Genomic DNA, 14,533 nt, shown 5'->3' with positions numbered 1-14,533 from the left:
ACTATGTTTTATAAGCTTCGTGCGGCCAAGCTTGTGACTGGGGAAAGGACAACGAAATGCAACAAGAAGAAAATGTAGTGGAACAAAGATGCTTCCAACTATTAAAGAAGGCACATCAATTTGGAGCTTCTGATTTTCACATGATTCCCAATGAAGAAAATTATATCTATTATTTCAAGAAGACATCCCAAATGTTCGAGGCAGGTCAGCTTCCATCGAATCTTGGGATCAGAATCATATCATACTTCAAGTTTTTATCCTCTCTTGATATCAGCGAAAAACGAAAACCACAAAGCGGTTCCTTCCAACATATGTTTAACTCACAAAAATTTTCGTTTCGAGTTTCTACCTTACCATCTGTGTATGGAAAGGAGAGCTTAGTCATTCGACTTCAACAGCATGACAATGCAAAAATTATCCACTCACTTTCCTTATTTAGAGGAGCATCAGACAAAATTGTAGAGCTGGCTAACCAACGGCAAGGGATGATTCTTTTTGTTGGACCAACTGGCTCAGGTAAGTCTACATCTATGTATTCATTGACAAAATACTGTGCAGAAAATATGAACCGGCATGTCATCTCTTTAGAGGACCCTGTTGAAAATAGTCAGTCGTATCTACTTCAAATTCAAGTGAATGAGCGCTCAGGAGTTACGTATGCCAAAGGGCTAAAAGCCATTTTAAGGCACTCGCCAGACGTTATTATGATTGGAGAGATTAGAGATGAGGATACGGCTAAAGCGGCAATACAGGCTTCCTTAACAGGACACTTAGTAGTATCCACGATTCATGCCAAGGACGGATTAGGCGCTTTATATAGGCTGATGGATCTTGGTATTAGTATTGATGAATTAAAACAAACGGTAACCGGTGTTGTCACTCAAAGATTGGTAAGTGTAGTGAAAACAAAAAGTCCAGAACTATCTGCCATATATGAAATTATTGCAGATGATGTTTTAGAGGGTGCATTACTCTCGATAAGTGAAGGAAATACTTTCAAGGTTCCAGTTCCCTTAACTCTTTCCTATCAAATAGAAAGGGGGATCAGGGAAGGTGTTATTAAAATCAATTAAAGATCATCTCCGTAAGAAGGATGAAACCATCCACGCTTCTATGCATGCCTCTTTTTTGAAAAGGTTAAGTGAATTGCTCAATGAGGGATATACATTTCATGAAGCGATTACTATGTTGTTACCATTTCATGTGAAGAACATACATGTGGTACAAACGAAAGTGACGGACATACAAAAAAGAGGACTTGGCGTAATAGAAGTATTTAGGGTGCTAGGTTTCCCCAATCGTTTGCTTCTTCCCATTTATTTGGCTTCCCAGCATGGACATTTAGTGGAGACAACAGAAGTTTTAGCAGTAAACTCAGCTTTCAATGAGCAAGCAAGAAAACGTTTGAAGAACCTTTTGTTATATCCCTTATTTTTGTTTGTCATAATATTTTTGTTGTTTTCTGTTTTTCGAATTTACTTTATTCCTAATATGGAAACCTTGCTTTCTAAAAACTCCGCCCAATCTGACAGTTCCCTAGCATTAACCAATACCCTACTTAACCTTCCTAACACCTTTGTAGTCTCTCTCTTCTCTATGATATTACTCTGTCTATTTCTATGGCTCCTGCTTAGAAAGAAAAGTATGGAGATTAAAATTATATTCTTTAAACGAACTCCCATTTTGAATAGTTGGTTTCGTTTACTGGTCACCAGAATATTCTCTAGGGAGATAGGGGTACTACTAGAGAGTGGTATGTCTCTTCAAGAATCCTTTACTGCTTTAATCAACCAAAAAGAAAATAAAATACTGCAGTACATTGTATTTCAGATGAACGAAAAAGTAATTTATGGCTCCTCGTTTTCAGAAGGTGTCATACTAGTGGATTGTTTTACTGATGACTTTCATCAATTTATTGTCCATGGAGAAAATAATGGCTACCTAGGCAAAGAACTTACACTTTATAGTGACTTTATAAACAAGCGAGTGGAGGAAAAGCTATCCCGATACTTAAGTATTATTCAACCCTTGATGTTCTTAATACTTGCAGTTTTTATAGTGGGTGCTTATTTGGCAATCTTACTACCAGTATATGAAATGATTAATATAATTTAAAGGAGCTAATCAAATGAAAAACTTATTAAAATCTAATAGAGGTTTTACTTTAATTGAAATGATGATTGTACTGCTAATTATATCTGTACTAATATTAATCTCGATTCCAAATGTCACAAAGCATTCAGCAAATATTGATAAGAAGGGCTGTGCAGCCTACATTAAAATGGTCGAAGGACAAGTGCAAGCCTATAAAATAGATAATAATAAAACTCCTTTACTCTCAGATTTAACTGTAGATGAATATTTGGGAGCAAATAATAAAAGCTGCCCTAACGGGGATGAAATTGATATTGAAAATGGAAAAGTGATTATTAAGGAAGTAGCTAATGGAGGAAATTAAAAAACAAGTTGGTTTTACTTTGATCGAGACTACGTTAATTCTAATGATTGTTATGGTAATTAGCTCTGCGGTTATTTATGGAACATCTAATAAAGTAATCGAGCTAGAGGAAAAAAGATTTTTTCGCCAATTTCAGTTAGATGTGCAACGAGCGCAAGCTCTGGCGTTAAGTCAGGAGCAATATATCGTTTTAAAATTTGGAAACAAAGGAACAAGCTATTCCACGACAAACTCCAATATAACTTTATTTGAAAATAGGCTGCCTTCACATATTAGTTTATCGGAGGACAGTAAATTAAAGGAACTTATTTTTCTGCCGAGTGGTATGCTTAGAAATTTTGGGAGCTTTGCTTTCTTGACTTCAAAAGAAACGAAACTAGTTACTGTGCATATAGGTACTGGTAAATTAGTGTATGAACAATAAGGGATTTTCATGGGCAGAAACCATATTAACTTTATTTATAACTTTTATGATCGCTACAATACTTCTACCTTTACTTACAAATATGAATGTAAAGCTTGAAGACAAAAAGAGGAAATACCACTCGGCGATCGTCATGAATGAAGCAGCTAAAATGTTCGTAACAGAAGATATAAAAAACGGTTCTCTTACTATAGAAAGTGTAACATTTAACTTTCAAATAGATGAACAACAGGTTTGTGTTGAATATCAAGGTGTGAGAGGAGAGGTGATTAACTGTATAGAAATCTCATCGGTAAATTAAAAAAGCAAAATGGTTATACTTTTATCGATGGTATTTTACAACTATCGGTATTTATTATCTTTGCTCAAATACTGGTACTAATAATGTGGTCGTTATATACGACAGAAAAAAAGGTGACGGATCCACAAGAAGTGGAATGGGGTTTATTCATACAATACGTGGAAGCTTACTTAAATAATGTAGATAGTATCATGGTCCAAAAAAGCCAGCCAGGAATCCGCTTTATAAAAGAAGGGGAAGAGTTTGATGTAGAATACGCATCAAACGTGATTCGAAAACAAAAGAATAGATTGGGTAACGAGCCTCTCCTCTTAAATGTACAAGCGCTTAAAGTTAGTATGGAAGGACAAAATATTACATTCTTCGTCACTTTTTTTAATGGTCAACAGAAGGAGCACACCATGTATGTTACGTATTCTAAATGAGCAAAAAGGTGCTTTGCTACTAGCTTCCACCATCCTACTTTCCATTGTCTGTTTTTCCATTCTCACCATTACTGCCGCATACCAATCTAAATATCGAACGTATGATTTGTTGGAAATCCGTCATATTAGTGATACTATCAATAAAATGAGTATTTTTATTGATCAAGAAAATAATCCTGGTATGTAGTGAGTTGATGAAAAATGTACAAGATCTATTTAGTAGGCTTTATGGGGAGCGGTAAGAGCGCTGTCGGAAGAAGGCTGAGCTACCATTTAAAAATGCCTTACTATGATATGGATAAAGAAATTGTCAAAAAACAGAAAATGTCGATACCTGAAATATTTGAGCAGCACGGTGAGGCATATTTTAGGAAATTAGAGACGGAGTTTTTGCAAACCTTTCGAAATGAATCTTGTATTATTTCTACGGGTGGTGGTGTAGCCACACTTGAACGGAATATTAAAATTATGAGAAATAATGGACTAGTTTTATTTTTAGACGCAACATTCGAAGATATTTGGATGCGTATAAAAACGGATAAAAATAGGCCAATCGTTCAAAGGAGTACGAAGGAAGAATTACAGCAACTTTATAATACGCGCAGAAGAAGCTACAAAAAGGCTGCTCATATTACTATTAGAACCGAAAACAGGCATATTCGACAAATAACAGAATACGCAGGATTTCAAGTAAATCGACTCAAAGGCGAATGATTTATCATTTTAGTTAAATGTTCGTTCGTCTTTAGATAGTTTTTGTAAAAATGATTGCGCTCTCTTATGTTCAATGTTAGGATATAGACAAAGCTAGTGATATTTCTATATTTAGCGGATGATTATACGGGGAGAGAACGCATCACTGCGTCGCCGAAGGAGCAAGTAATTATTTATGAATCTCTCAGGCAAATGGACTCGTATAGGACGCAACTCTGGAGAGTGCTTTCAAAGTTAAGTGGAAAGCCACCAAAGGGGAAAGCCATCTTATGGTAAACTTTCAGGTGCCAGGACAGAGAACCCTTGTTAAGTTAAAGGGGGTTTTCTGTCCTTTTTGTGATTTTCAAACCATGTACCTTTAATGCCCTATGCTTTTTCTACCTATTTAAAGGAGGAATTTAAATTGTCAGAACAGTTAAAACGAACGCCGTTGTATGATGTCTATTCATCGTATGGAGGAAAAACAATCGATTTTGGTGGCTGGGAATTACCTGTTCAGTTTTCAAGTATTAAGGAAGAGCACGAAGCTGTTCGTACGAAGGCTGGATTGTTTGATGTTTCCCATATGGGAGAAATTTTCGTAAGTGGGCCACAAAGTGAAAACTACATACAAGGTTTAGTTACCAATGACATTTCTAAATTAGTTAATGGTCAAGCACAGTATAATGTAATGTGTTATAAAGACGGCGGAATTGTTGACGACCTATTAGTTTATAAGCTAGAGGATCAGCATTATTTATTGGTTGTGAATGCTGGTAATATAGAAAAAGATTTTGAGTGGATGAAAGAAAATCTTATAGATGATGTTGAGTTAAATGATAGCTCCAATGACTATGGACTATTAGCTTTGCAAGGTCCAAAAGCACAAGAAATTCTTCAAAAGTTAACGACACAGGATTTAGCAGAAATTAAATTTTTCCGCTTTAAAGACAAAGTAGAAGTCGCTGGCAAAGAAGTAATCGTGTCTCGCACTGGTTATACGGGAGAAGATGGTTTTGAAATCTATGCATCTAGTAATGATCTAACAGATTTATGGAGCAGCATACTAGAGGCAGGTAAAGAGGAAGGATTACTTCCATGTGGGCTTGGAGCTCGAGACACATTACGCTTTGAAGCTTGCCTGCCGTTATATGGTCAAGAATTATCTAAAGATATTACTCCATTGGAAGCAGGGCTTGGATTCGTAGTGAAACTGAATAAAGAGCAGGATTTTAATGGGAAGTCAGTATTGGTAGAACAAAAAGAAAATGGTGTTCCGAGAAAGAGTATTGGAATCGAAATGATCGATAAAGGAATTCCACGTACTGGTTATCCAGTATACAAAGATGGAGTTCAAATTGGTTTTGTTACTACCGGGACGCAATCACCTACATCTAAAAAGAATATCGGTCTAGCTTTAATTGACGCAACATTTGCTGAAATTGGACAGGAACTTGAAATTGAAATACGTAACAAACGATTAAAAGCAGTAACTGTAGCTACTCCGTTTTATAAAAGAGAAAAATAAGACAAAGAAAGAGGTTGTCCATTGATGAAGCAGCATCGTTATTTACCAATGACTGAACAAGATCAAAAAGAAATGTTAGACGTAATCGGCATTTCTTCTATTGATGAATTGTTTGCAGATATCCCAGAAAAGGTTCGTTTTAAAGGGGAATATAATATTAAACCTGCTAAAGCAGAATCTGCTCTTCTTAAGGAATTAAGCCAGCTAGCTGCTAAAAATGCAGATAGTAGACAATATGCGTCTTTCTTAGGTGCTGGAGTATATGATCATTTTAAGCCAATCATTGTGGATCATGTTATTTCACGCTCTGAATTTTATACAGCTTATACACCATATCAACCTGAGATTTCTCAAGGGGAGCTTCAAGCTATTTTTGAATTCCAAACGATGATTTGCGAATTGACTGGAATGGATCTTGCAAACTCCTCTATGTATGACGGAGGTACTGCGCTTGCTGAAGCGGGTAACCTTGCAGCAGGACACACAAAGCGCAAAAAGTTAGTTGTTTCTGAGGCAATCCATCCGGAGTATATTGATGTAGTGAAGGTTTATGCAAAGGGTCAAAATGTAGAGGTTGTTACTGTACCAATGAAAGATGGGGTTACAGACTTAGTTAAGCTAGAAGAAGCAGTCGATGAGGATACAGCAGCAGTTATGGTTCAATATCCTAACTTCTTTGGTCAAATTGAAGACCTAGCAAAAATTGAACAAGTAACACATGAGAAAAAAGCGTTGTTCGTTGTTTCAGCTAATCCTCTTGCATTAGGTGCTTTAACACCACCTGGTAAGTTTGGTGCAGATATTACAGTAGGGGATGCACAGCCTTTTGGTATTGCAGAAGCATTTGGTGGACCACATTGTGGTTACTTCGCAGTAACTTCAAAGCTGATGCGTAAGGTCCCTGGACGTTTGGTTGGAGAAACAACAGATGAGGAAGGTCGCCGCGGGTTTGTCTTAACATTACAAGCGCGTGAACAGCACATTCGTCGTGACAAAGCTACTTCTAATATCTGTTCTAACCAAGCTTTAAATGCACTTGCTGCATCTGTAGCGATGACAGCTCTTGGTAAAAAAGGTGTAAAAGAAATGGCTATTCAAAATATAACAAAGACCCACTATGCAAAGCTAGCATTTGAAAAAGCTGGTTTTGAAGTACCTTTCCAAGGAGCTCATTTTAATGAAATCGTCGTGAAAGTGAATGGCTCAGTAGCTGATGCAAATAGTAAGCTTTTAGAAAAAGGTATAATTGGTGGATTTGATTTGGGTCGTATCAACTCGGATTTGAAAAACCACGTATTAGTTGCAGTAACAGAACAACGCACAAAAGAAGAAATAGATGCACTCGTGCAAGAAATGGGGGCTCTTTATGCATAAGGACAATCAACCACTAATTTTTGAAATAACAAAAGAAGGTCGAGTAGGATATAGCCTACCTGAGCTAGATGTTCCAGAAGTAGATTTGTCATCCATCTTGCCTGCAGGGATGTTACGTGAAGAAGAGGCAGAGCTTCCAGAAGTATCTGAGCTTGACATTATGCGTCACTATACAGCTTTATCTAACCGAAACCATGGTGTGGATACAGGATTCTATCCACTTGGTTCTTGTACGATGAAATACAACCCGAAAATCAATGAATCTGTTGCAAGATTCCCTGGATTTGCAAACATTCACCCACTTCAAGAAGAGTCAACTGTTCAAGGTGCAATGGAACTATTATATGAATTACAAACATCTCTAGTTGAAATAACTGGTATGGATGAAGTTACACTTCAACCAGCAGCCGGTGCCCACGGTGAGTGGACAGCGCTGATGATGATTCGTGCTTTCCATGAATCGAATGGGGATACACAGCGCACGAAGGTAATCGTACCTGACTCTGCGCATGGTACAAATCCAGCATCTGCAACAGTAGCTGGATTCGAAACTATTACTGTTAAGTCTAATGAGGACGGCTTAGTAGACTTAGAAGATCTACGTCGTGTTGCTGGGCCTGATACAGCTGCCTTGATGCTTACTAACCCAAACACGTTAGGTTTATTTGAAGAACATATCCTAGAGCTAGCAGAAATCATTCACGGGGTAGGCGGTAAGCTTTATTACGATGGTGCCAACTTAAATGCCGTTATGTCTAAAGCGCGACCAGGAGATATGGGCTTTGACTGTGTTCATTTAAACTTGCATAAGACGTTTACTGGCCCTCATGGTGGTGGAGGTCCGGGTTCTGGACCAGTTGGAGTGAAAGCGGATCTGATTCCCTTCCTTCCAAGTCCAGTTCTTGTAAAAGAAGATAATAAATATACGTTTGACTATAACCGTCCACAATCTATTGGCCGAGTGAAACCGTTCTACGGTAACTTTGGTATCAATGTGCGTGCGTACACATATATTCGTTCTATGGGCCCAGATGGTCTAAAGGCAGTAACAGAATACGCTGTGTTAAATGCTAACTATATGATGAGACGCTTGGAAGCTTATTACGACCTTCCATACAACCGTCATTGTAAGCATGAATTCGTATTAAGTGGACGTCGTCAAAAGAAATTAGGCGTTCGTACATTAGATATGGCTAAGCGTCTGTTAGACTTTGGTTATCATCCACCAACAATCTACTTCCCATTGAACGTAGAAGAAGGCATGATGATTGAGCCTACTGAAACAGAATCCAAAGAAACGTTAGATGCATTCTGTGATGCAATGATTCAAATTGCTAAAGAGGTTGAAGAAAACCCAGAAATCGTTCAAAATGCACCACATACAACAGTGATCAATCGTTTAGACGAAACAAAAGCTGCACGTAAGCCAGTACTGCGATACACTAAAGCATAATGAAAAGTGCGATCCTTAAGGGTCGCACTTTTTTCTATGGCTATGTTAAAAGGAAGGTTAATTGTTTTAAATGGTATGGTGGTGACATGTAGGCTAATAGGCTACATCTGACATCTGTTTAAAAAGTACGTTTTATCATTAATGCAGTATAAAGATTAGTGGAAGTCTTATAGATTAGTTTAAAAATAAATTATATTTGCGATCAGTTTCGAAGTTAAATTGAAATTCTTTATTCAATTAATGGATGCTTTACATCAAGAAAGGGTAAAGCTTTTTTTTATTAAAATATCGTCGTCGGTTAGTAATAGAAGGATTTTGTTTTTGATTTTGAATAGCTTAAGAATAACATATGTAACTTTTGGATATTTGTATCGACTGATAAAGAAAGGGGGGAGGGATCTAATTGAAAGTCAAGATAGTAGTTTATTTCTTGTTGCTTAATACACTCATAATGGGATGTTCGAGTAAGGAAGAAAGAATTGAAAACCTTCATAATGACAAAGGTACAGTAGAAAATAAAATGACATCCAAATCACCCCCAACTTTAACAATCTCGATTGGCGAAGAGGCTATTAGAACATTTTTACTCGGTTACTCTTGGAGTTATTACGACGAAAATGAAGGCTCCATGGCTGCCATAGAGACAGAAACTATGCCGCCACCAAGTTTAGGGAATATTGATAAGGTAACGAAAGTAGATTCCAATTCAGAAGTTACACTAAAATTTGAAAGATCTCCAATCGATTATCAGTTCATAATTTGGGAATCGGAACATAATATAACTGGGACTTATGAGGAATTAGATCTTTCACAGCTCAAAGGGAAAGTTATATTCCAAGTCTTAGCAAACTGGGAAGAAGGAAAGGTAAGCTATTTTTTCTACATAAATATCCACTAACTTATTCAATTAACCGGTGCGTTAGTGAAATAATCCATTAAAGGTTTTTTGCATTTGTGTTGAATAAGTTAAATTTGTTCCAAGAATAAAAATAGGAATGTGAAACGTGGAGTTAATATTGTGTAATATCATAAAAATGGAATTGGAATTGTAGCTATATTGCTTATTATGAATTTTGGGATTTTAAAGAATACTACTGAATAGTGAGCCTAAAGTATGGATTTCCCTAACAGATGCGTTACTTCAAGGAAGAGTGAATTCTTTTTCTTGTTATTTTAAAGTCTCGGATTATTGAAATAGGAAATACGAGTAGAGAATAAACATGGAGGATTAGGATTCTTATCAATCATGTAATTATAAGGGGAGTAGTGATTAACATTAATATTAATCAAAATGTAAAAACATCAGGTGCTTACGTTTTATATCGGGGGTTGTTTATTTTTCAGGTAGGTCCTACAAAAGAGGCAGATAGACTTGGGGTAGTTAGACTCGGAGGTCATAAAGAATTTGAAGAAACCGCATTACAGACAGCTAGACGTGAAGTTTTTGAAGAGGCTTCAATGAAAATAACTCCACTAAATTCTCCAGTAACATATCATATAAGTGAGTGGGGAAATAAGCCTGCCATAATAAAGCTAGGCGAGGAAATAGCTCCAATTTTAGTTATAGGAAATGAAAAGGAATCTTTATCAATTATGTATCTTTCCTACTCTGAGAATGAACCAAATCCCTCTTCAGAAACGAATGGACTTCTACTACTAACTCCAAAAGATGTTCATTTTATCTGTAATAATAAAATTACTTTAATTGATTTTATGAAACAAAATGGAAAAGCGATCTTAAAAGGAAATATAAATAGAGATTTGGTTTTAACACCTTTTCCTCAACTATTGTTTCTTTCAAAATTGTTAAAAGAACATTCAGGTTTATTCATTATAAAATAATAAGGATGTTTGCCAAACTATACACTTAAACTTTGGGTGCTTTACTTCCAGAAGGAGTAAACTCTTTTTTATTGAGCTAAAGTAATAGGTCTTGATTTTCTTATTGTTGGTGAAGGAAATAGAATCTCCTATATTTGAAACTAATTTGCTATTTTTTCGTAGCATTAATAAAAGGTAAAGGCGAAAGGAAGATATTATGATGAACCTAGAAGAGTATAAAAAGCGAGCAGCGGAACAAGAGGATTGGTCACCAGGATGGGATGTAATAGATAGAGTCTTTGAGGAGTTGTATCCGAATCAAGAGCCGGCTCATTTTGGGACAGATTTACATGCTCGTGCTTGGTTAGGTGGAGACCAATATATTGATGGATATAGTATTTATCAGTCACCTAATGGGTACAAGCATATGGTGACTTATGGGATGACCGACTTATATGTGAATGATCAATCATTTGGGGGTAAATGGAGTGGTTGGGGATATGAAATGACAATAAAATTGGCAGAGGAAAATGTAGAGGATTGTTTATGGGCGGTATCCATGCTTTCTAATCTTGCCAACTATACATATACGCAGAAAAAACCTTTTGAGCCGTTTCAGTATGTTGCTGGCAATGGGGGTTCTATCCATATTGGAGTAGACTCTGCAATTACAGCGTTACTTGTTTTGGGTGACCCAGAGGTCTCAGGGGTGGATAGCCTCCATGGTAGAGTTGACTTCCTTCAATTGGTTGGAATCACCCAGAGGGAATTAGAGAGTTTAATAGAGGATCCAAGTAAGGTAGTGCTTCTTTCTGAGAGAATGAAGAAAGATAACCCTTATTTCATTACTGATATGAAAAGAACTCAGTCGTATATTTGATATAACGTCAACTACAAAAAACACCAACATTTTCTTATTGTTTGTAGAGGTAAGTAAGAGAGGATTCCAGTGGGATGAGAATGTTAAGATGCTACAAGCTTACGAGCGACAGCGACTGGAGGTGTTTTATCAGTTACCCAACGGAATTGCATCCTCCAAAATCAAAGAGGAAAAAGATAATTTATGATTAAGAAACAAATATTTAACATTTTTGAAACTTTTACCTAAATAGGTTCGTATACCCTTAGAGAGCGATAGAAGAGGTCTACCTAGGGGGAACAATATGCACAGATGGATTAATATATTAGGTAAATTTCTTTTAGGTATTATTGGGATTATTTTAATTAGCTGCGTTCCCATCGTTTTGTTTCAAGTAGGTAGCCTCTTTGACTTTTCTTTCTATTTACGAACAATTTTTGAGGTATGTAAAAGTTTGTTTTTACCATCTGAATGGCATCTTAGCTATCTCGTAATGCAAACAATGGAGATTATTCCGATTAGCATATCGGAATACTTGAAGGGTCCTTATTTCTATTCTATGACTATATTGATAGTCTCTTTTGTGTTTTCCTTTTTCATTTCATTTATATTAGCTATTTTTACGACTATTTCAAATGGTCCGGTCCAAAAGCTTTTACTACGATTTGCAAATATACTAAGTGCGATTCCTGATTTTGCATACATATTTCTTATTCAATTAGCCGTAGTACAACTGTATACGATGACAGGTTTACGACTCCTTTCTTTTTATAGCTTAGGAGGAGAAAGGGTTTATGCGGCTCCTATCATTTGCCTATCGGTGATGCCAGCCATTTTGTTTTATAAATTATTGGTGCTTTTATTTAAACAAGAGCTGGACCAGCCATATGTAGAGCTTGCTAGATCCAAGGGGCTTTCTAATCTCGAGGTGCTGATTAAGCACTGTACCCGTAATGTTCTGCAGAGTGTCTTCTTTCAATCAAAATCAATCGTCTGGCTCACTTTGTCCTCCTTGTTCATAGTAGAGTATCTTTTTGGGATAGAAGGGATTCTACACTATTTAACGAATGATTTTAGTCCAAAGGGTATTACTTTCATATTACTATCGATATTCATACCATTTTTTCTATTCTATTCGGTTGTTGAAAATCTGGTTAAAAGGGGTCGACAGGAAAAAAGCGTTATATTTGAAGGGTTACGAGTGCCACTCTTAGATCGACTGCAGTGGAAAGCAATTTTTCGATACAAAAATAAGGCACATACACGGAGCTTCAATATATTCTCCAGACAACGTCTGGATATAACAATTCCTGCATTAATAATTGTTGGACTATTCAGTGTGTCCATCGCCTATTATTTTATCTTTCATGACTATGTAGAGCAGGTAAATTTTTTATATGGTGAGAACTGTAGGCTTATCGGTAGGCCACCACTTCCTCCATCTAGTAGTATTATTTTTGGTACAGATCCATATGGATATTCTATTCTTCAGCAACTGCTTGTTGGAACAAAATATACAATTGGTATGACTGTGTTAATCGCTACGATCAGAGTAGGCGGCGGATATTTACTAGGAATTCTATATGCGTTCTTTCTGAACGAAAGATGGAGGAAGGTAATAAATAGTATCGCCGATGGTATGCACTTTTTACCTTTAACATTATTAATGTTTATATTACTTTTACCAATTTTAACTATTTCAACAAGTGGCTTAGAAACAAGCTTAGGAGAAAGGCTTTTCATCCAAGTTTTGATCATGTCCGTGTTAGTCCTCCCCATAACTACTAGTCTTATAGGGAATGAAATGAATGAGGCAATAAAAAAAGAATATGTGCAAAGTTCTGCTGTAATGGGCGGGTCATTAATATGGGTTATTCTGAAGCATATCAACCCACAAATAGGAAGAAAGCTTTGGTTATATTGGTCTCAGCATGTAGTACAAGTACTTCAAACACTAGTACATTTAGGGGTTTTATCTATTTTTGTCGGTGGAGCGATAAGCTTTCCAGATAGTGCTAGACTCTCTCCAGTCATTTACGAATTATCTGGAATGATATCTATTGCAAAGGAAGTATTTTTAACGAGACAACTATGGCTGATTCTACCACCATTAGCTATATTTATGCTGCTTATCTTTAGCTTTCAGAAGATAGCAGAGGGCTTCACAGAAAAACAAATGCAGTTAGGTATACAAAAGAAACGGCGGGAGTTTAAATGGCTTTATATTACAAGGAAGATGGCGAACAAAATGAACAAATAATTTTCTTTCTACATGGCGGCGGGGTCGGAGGTTGGATGTGGGACGAACAGGTTCAGTACTTTAAAGAAAAATATCATTGTATAGTACCTGATCTCCCAGGGCATGGTCGTAGTAGGGAGACTGATTTTGTCTCTATTAAAGATTGCGCATTTCAACTCTTACACTTACTTGAGGGAAAAAAAGAAGATAAAAAGATAATAGTCGTGGGATTTTCACTTGGTGCCCAAATTGCGATTCAGATGCTTAGTCAGTCTCCCAATTTAATCGATTATGCAATGATTAACAGTGCTCTCGTAAGAAAAGTACCATTTGGAAAGGAAATGGTTAAACCTACTATAAAGTTAACATATCCTTTGATAAAATATAGATTCTTTTCCAAGCTACAAGCTAAACAATTGTATATTGGTCCAAGCCTTTTTGAAAAATACTTTAAAGATAGCAATCGAATGTCTTTAGATACATTGACAATGGTTCTAGAAGAGAATATGTCTTTTCAAGTACCAGATTCCTACTCTGACGTAAAAGCAAGGCTTTTAATAACAGTAGGCGAGAAAGAAAGAAAAGTGATGAAAAGTTCAGCAATTGACCTTTTATGCAAGCAAGACAGGGCTCAGGCAATTACTATCACTGGTATTGGTCATGGAATTCCATTAGCAGCTCCAGAGTTTTTTAATGATATATTAGAAAACTGGTTAGAAGGTGCAGGACTACTTCTGAACACTAAAGTAATAACGAAATGTTGAACTAATAATGGAGCTTCTTTAACCAGGAATCACGTAATCTAGTAAGAAGAATGACTGTTAGAATGTTTCATTGCATCCCAACTACTATTCAGAATTTTTATTAACGCAAAATTCTTCTAATATATAGAAGAAACTCAATATTTTTTTAAGTTAAAATTTAATTGTCGTATGCTTTTTACCTTAAATGTTATCTT

General features: G+C 36.4%; 16 protein-coding genes and 1 riboswitch. All 16 genes read left to right on the top strand.

The features are described 5' to 3' along the window. The first annotated feature begins 56 nt into the window (after positions 1–56). The 16 genes from comGA to NSQ95_RS10720 all read left to right on the top strand — a co-directional run bounded on the left by comGA (position 57) and on the right by NSQ95_RS10720 (position 14,339). Entirely contained in the window at positions 57–1,073 is a 1,017-nt protein-coding gene (comGA, locus tag NSQ95_RS10795; protein ID WP_340883253.1) for a competence type IV pilus ATPase ComGA, read from the top strand. Then, positions 1,054–2,115, top strand: a complete 1,062-nt coding sequence (comGB, locus tag NSQ95_RS10790; RefSeq protein ID WP_342559645.1) for a competence type IV pilus assembly protein ComGB — start codon at positions 1,054–1,056, stop codon at positions 2,113–2,115. Before comGA ends, comGB begins: the two co-directional genes overlap by 20 nt. A 13-nt stretch (positions 2,116–2,128) precedes the next feature. Continuing rightward, the gene (gene comGC, locus NSQ95_RS10785) at positions 2,129–2,458 is read left to right on the top strand and encodes a competence type IV pilus major pilin ComGC (RefSeq protein WP_169358114.1); all 330 of its coding nucleotides are present in this window, start codon (positions 2,129–2,131) and stop codon (positions 2,456–2,458) included. Then, entirely contained in the window at positions 2,445–2,882 is a 438-nt protein-coding gene (gene comGD, locus NSQ95_RS10780) for a competence type IV pilus minor pilin ComGD (RefSeq protein ID WP_340883255.1), read from the top strand. The genes comGC and comGD overlap by 14 nt, the downstream gene beginning before the upstream one ends. Beyond that, the gene (locus NSQ95_RS10775; protein WP_340883256.1) at positions 2,872–3,183 is read left to right on the top strand and encodes a hypothetical protein; all 312 of its coding nucleotides are present in this window, start codon (positions 2,872–2,874) and stop codon (positions 3,181–3,183) included. Before comGD ends, NSQ95_RS10775 begins: the two co-directional genes overlap by 11 nt. Beyond that, entirely contained in the window at positions 3,156–3,608 is a 453-nt protein-coding gene (gene comGF / locus NSQ95_RS10770) for a competence type IV pilus minor pilin ComGF (protein ID WP_342560810.1), read from the top strand. The genes NSQ95_RS10775 and comGF overlap by 28 nt, the downstream gene beginning before the upstream one ends. Further along, the gene (locus tag NSQ95_RS10765; RefSeq protein ID WP_169358118.1) at positions 3,589–3,795 is read left to right on the top strand and encodes a hypothetical protein; all 207 of its coding nucleotides are present in this window, start codon (positions 3,589–3,591) and stop codon (positions 3,793–3,795) included. The genes comGF and NSQ95_RS10765 overlap by 20 nt, the downstream gene beginning before the upstream one ends. Positions 3,796–3,809: 14 nt before the next feature. Then, the gene (locus NSQ95_RS10760; protein WP_169358119.1) at positions 3,810–4,322 is read left to right on the top strand and encodes a shikimate kinase; all 513 of its coding nucleotides are present in this window, start codon (positions 3,810–3,812) and stop codon (positions 4,320–4,322) included. Positions 4,323–4,440: 118 nt separating this feature from the next. Then, a riboswitch (glycine riboswitch) is annotated at positions 4,441–4,532 on the top strand. Positions 4,533–4,683: 151 nt separating this feature from the next. Beyond that, positions 4,684–5,829, top strand: coding sequence for a glycine cleavage system aminomethyltransferase GcvT (gcvT, locus tag NSQ95_RS10755; protein ID WP_340883257.1), 1,146 nt, complete (start codon positions 4,684–4,686; stop codon positions 5,827–5,829). A 24-nt stretch (positions 5,830–5,853) separates the two neighbouring features. Next, positions 5,854–7,203, top strand: coding sequence for an aminomethyl-transferring glycine dehydrogenase subunit GcvPA (gcvPA, locus tag NSQ95_RS10750; protein ID WP_340885949.1), 1,350 nt, complete (start codon positions 5,854–5,856; stop codon positions 7,201–7,203). Further along, positions 7,196–8,656 (top strand): aminomethyl-transferring glycine dehydrogenase subunit GcvPB, encoded by a 1,461-nt coding sequence (gene gcvPB / locus NSQ95_RS10745; RefSeq protein ID WP_169358121.1) that lies wholly within the window; start codon positions 7,196–7,198, stop codon positions 8,654–8,656. The genes gcvPA and gcvPB overlap by 8 nt, the downstream gene beginning before the upstream one ends. Before the next feature lie 403 nt (positions 8,657–9,059). Continuing rightward, complete coding sequence (locus tag NSQ95_RS10740; RefSeq protein WP_340883258.1) at positions 9,060–9,554, top strand: hypothetical protein; 495 nt, start codon at positions 9,060–9,062, stop codon at positions 9,552–9,554. 377 nt (positions 9,555–9,931) lie between these two features. Then, positions 9,932–10,498 (top strand): NUDIX hydrolase, encoded by a 567-nt coding sequence (locus NSQ95_RS10735; protein WP_340885951.1) that lies wholly within the window; start codon positions 9,932–9,934, stop codon positions 10,496–10,498. 196 nt (positions 10,499–10,694) lie between these two features. Next, complete coding sequence (locus NSQ95_RS10730; RefSeq protein WP_340883259.1) at positions 10,695–11,357, top strand: suppressor of fused domain protein; 663 nt, start codon at positions 10,695–10,697, stop codon at positions 11,355–11,357. 283 nt (positions 11,358–11,640) lie between these two features. Then, a complete protein-coding gene (locus NSQ95_RS10725; protein WP_340883260.1) occupies positions 11,641–13,596 on the top strand; it encodes an ABC transporter permease subunit in 1,956 nt (651 codons plus the stop codon). Continuing rightward, positions 13,551–14,339 (top strand): alpha/beta hydrolase, encoded by a 789-nt coding sequence (locus NSQ95_RS10720; protein ID WP_340883261.1) that lies wholly within the window; start codon positions 13,551–13,553, stop codon positions 14,337–14,339. Before NSQ95_RS10725 ends, NSQ95_RS10720 begins: the two co-directional genes overlap by 46 nt. The last annotated feature ends 194 nt before the right edge of the window (positions 14,340–14,533 follow it).

The sequence above is a fragment of the Psychrobacillus sp. FSL W7-1457 genome (genome assembly GCF_038593405.1).
In the GTDB taxonomy this organism is placed as follows: domain Bacteria; phylum Bacillota; class Bacilli; order Bacillales_A; family Planococcaceae; genus Psychrobacillus.
Note: the sequence above shows the minus strand (reverse complement) of the source record. Positions and strands in the feature narration are given on the sequence as shown.

Bases quoted from the DNA above. Each gene is read 5' to 3' on its own strand.
- comGA (WP_340883253.1), top strand. From the start codon at position 57: ATGCAACAAGAAGAAAATGTAGTGGAACAAAGATGCTTCCAACTATTA.
- comGC (WP_169358114.1), top strand. From the start codon at position 2,129: ATGAAAAACTTATTAAAATCTAATAGAGGTTTTACTTTAATTGAAATG.
- NSQ95_RS10760 (WP_169358119.1), top strand. From the start codon at position 3,810: ATGTACAAGATCTATTTAGTAGGCTTTATGGGGAGCGGTAAGAGCGCT.
- NSQ95_RS10775 (WP_340883256.1), top strand. From the start codon at position 2,872: ATGAACAATAAGGGATTTTCATGGGCAGAAACCATATTAACTTTATTT.
- NSQ95_RS10725 (WP_340883260.1), top strand. From the start codon at position 11,641: ATGCACAGATGGATTAATATATTAGGTAAATTTCTTTTAGGTATTATT.
- gcvPB (WP_169358121.1), top strand. From the start codon at position 7,196: ATGCATAAGGACAATCAACCACTAATTTTTGAAATAACAAAAGAAGGT.
- NSQ95_RS10720 (WP_340883261.1), top strand. From the start codon at position 13,551: ATGGCTTTATATTACAAGGAAGATGGCGAACAAAATGAACAAATAATT.
- gcvT (WP_340883257.1), top strand. From the start codon at position 4,684: ATGCCCTATGCTTTTTCTACCTATTTAAAGGAGGAATTTAAATTGTCA.
- NSQ95_RS10730 (WP_340883259.1), top strand. From the start codon at position 10,695: ATGATGAACCTAGAAGAGTATAAAAAGCGAGCAGCGGAACAAGAGGAT.
- comGD (WP_340883255.1), top strand. From the start codon at position 2,445: ATGGAGGAAATTAAAAAACAAGTTGGTTTTACTTTGATCGAGACTACG.
- NSQ95_RS10765 (WP_169358118.1), top strand. From the start codon at position 3,589: ATGTTACGTATTCTAAATGAGCAAAAAGGTGCTTTGCTACTAGCTTCC.
- gcvPA (WP_340885949.1), top strand. From the start codon at position 5,854: ATGAAGCAGCATCGTTATTTACCAATGACTGAACAAGATCAAAAAGAA.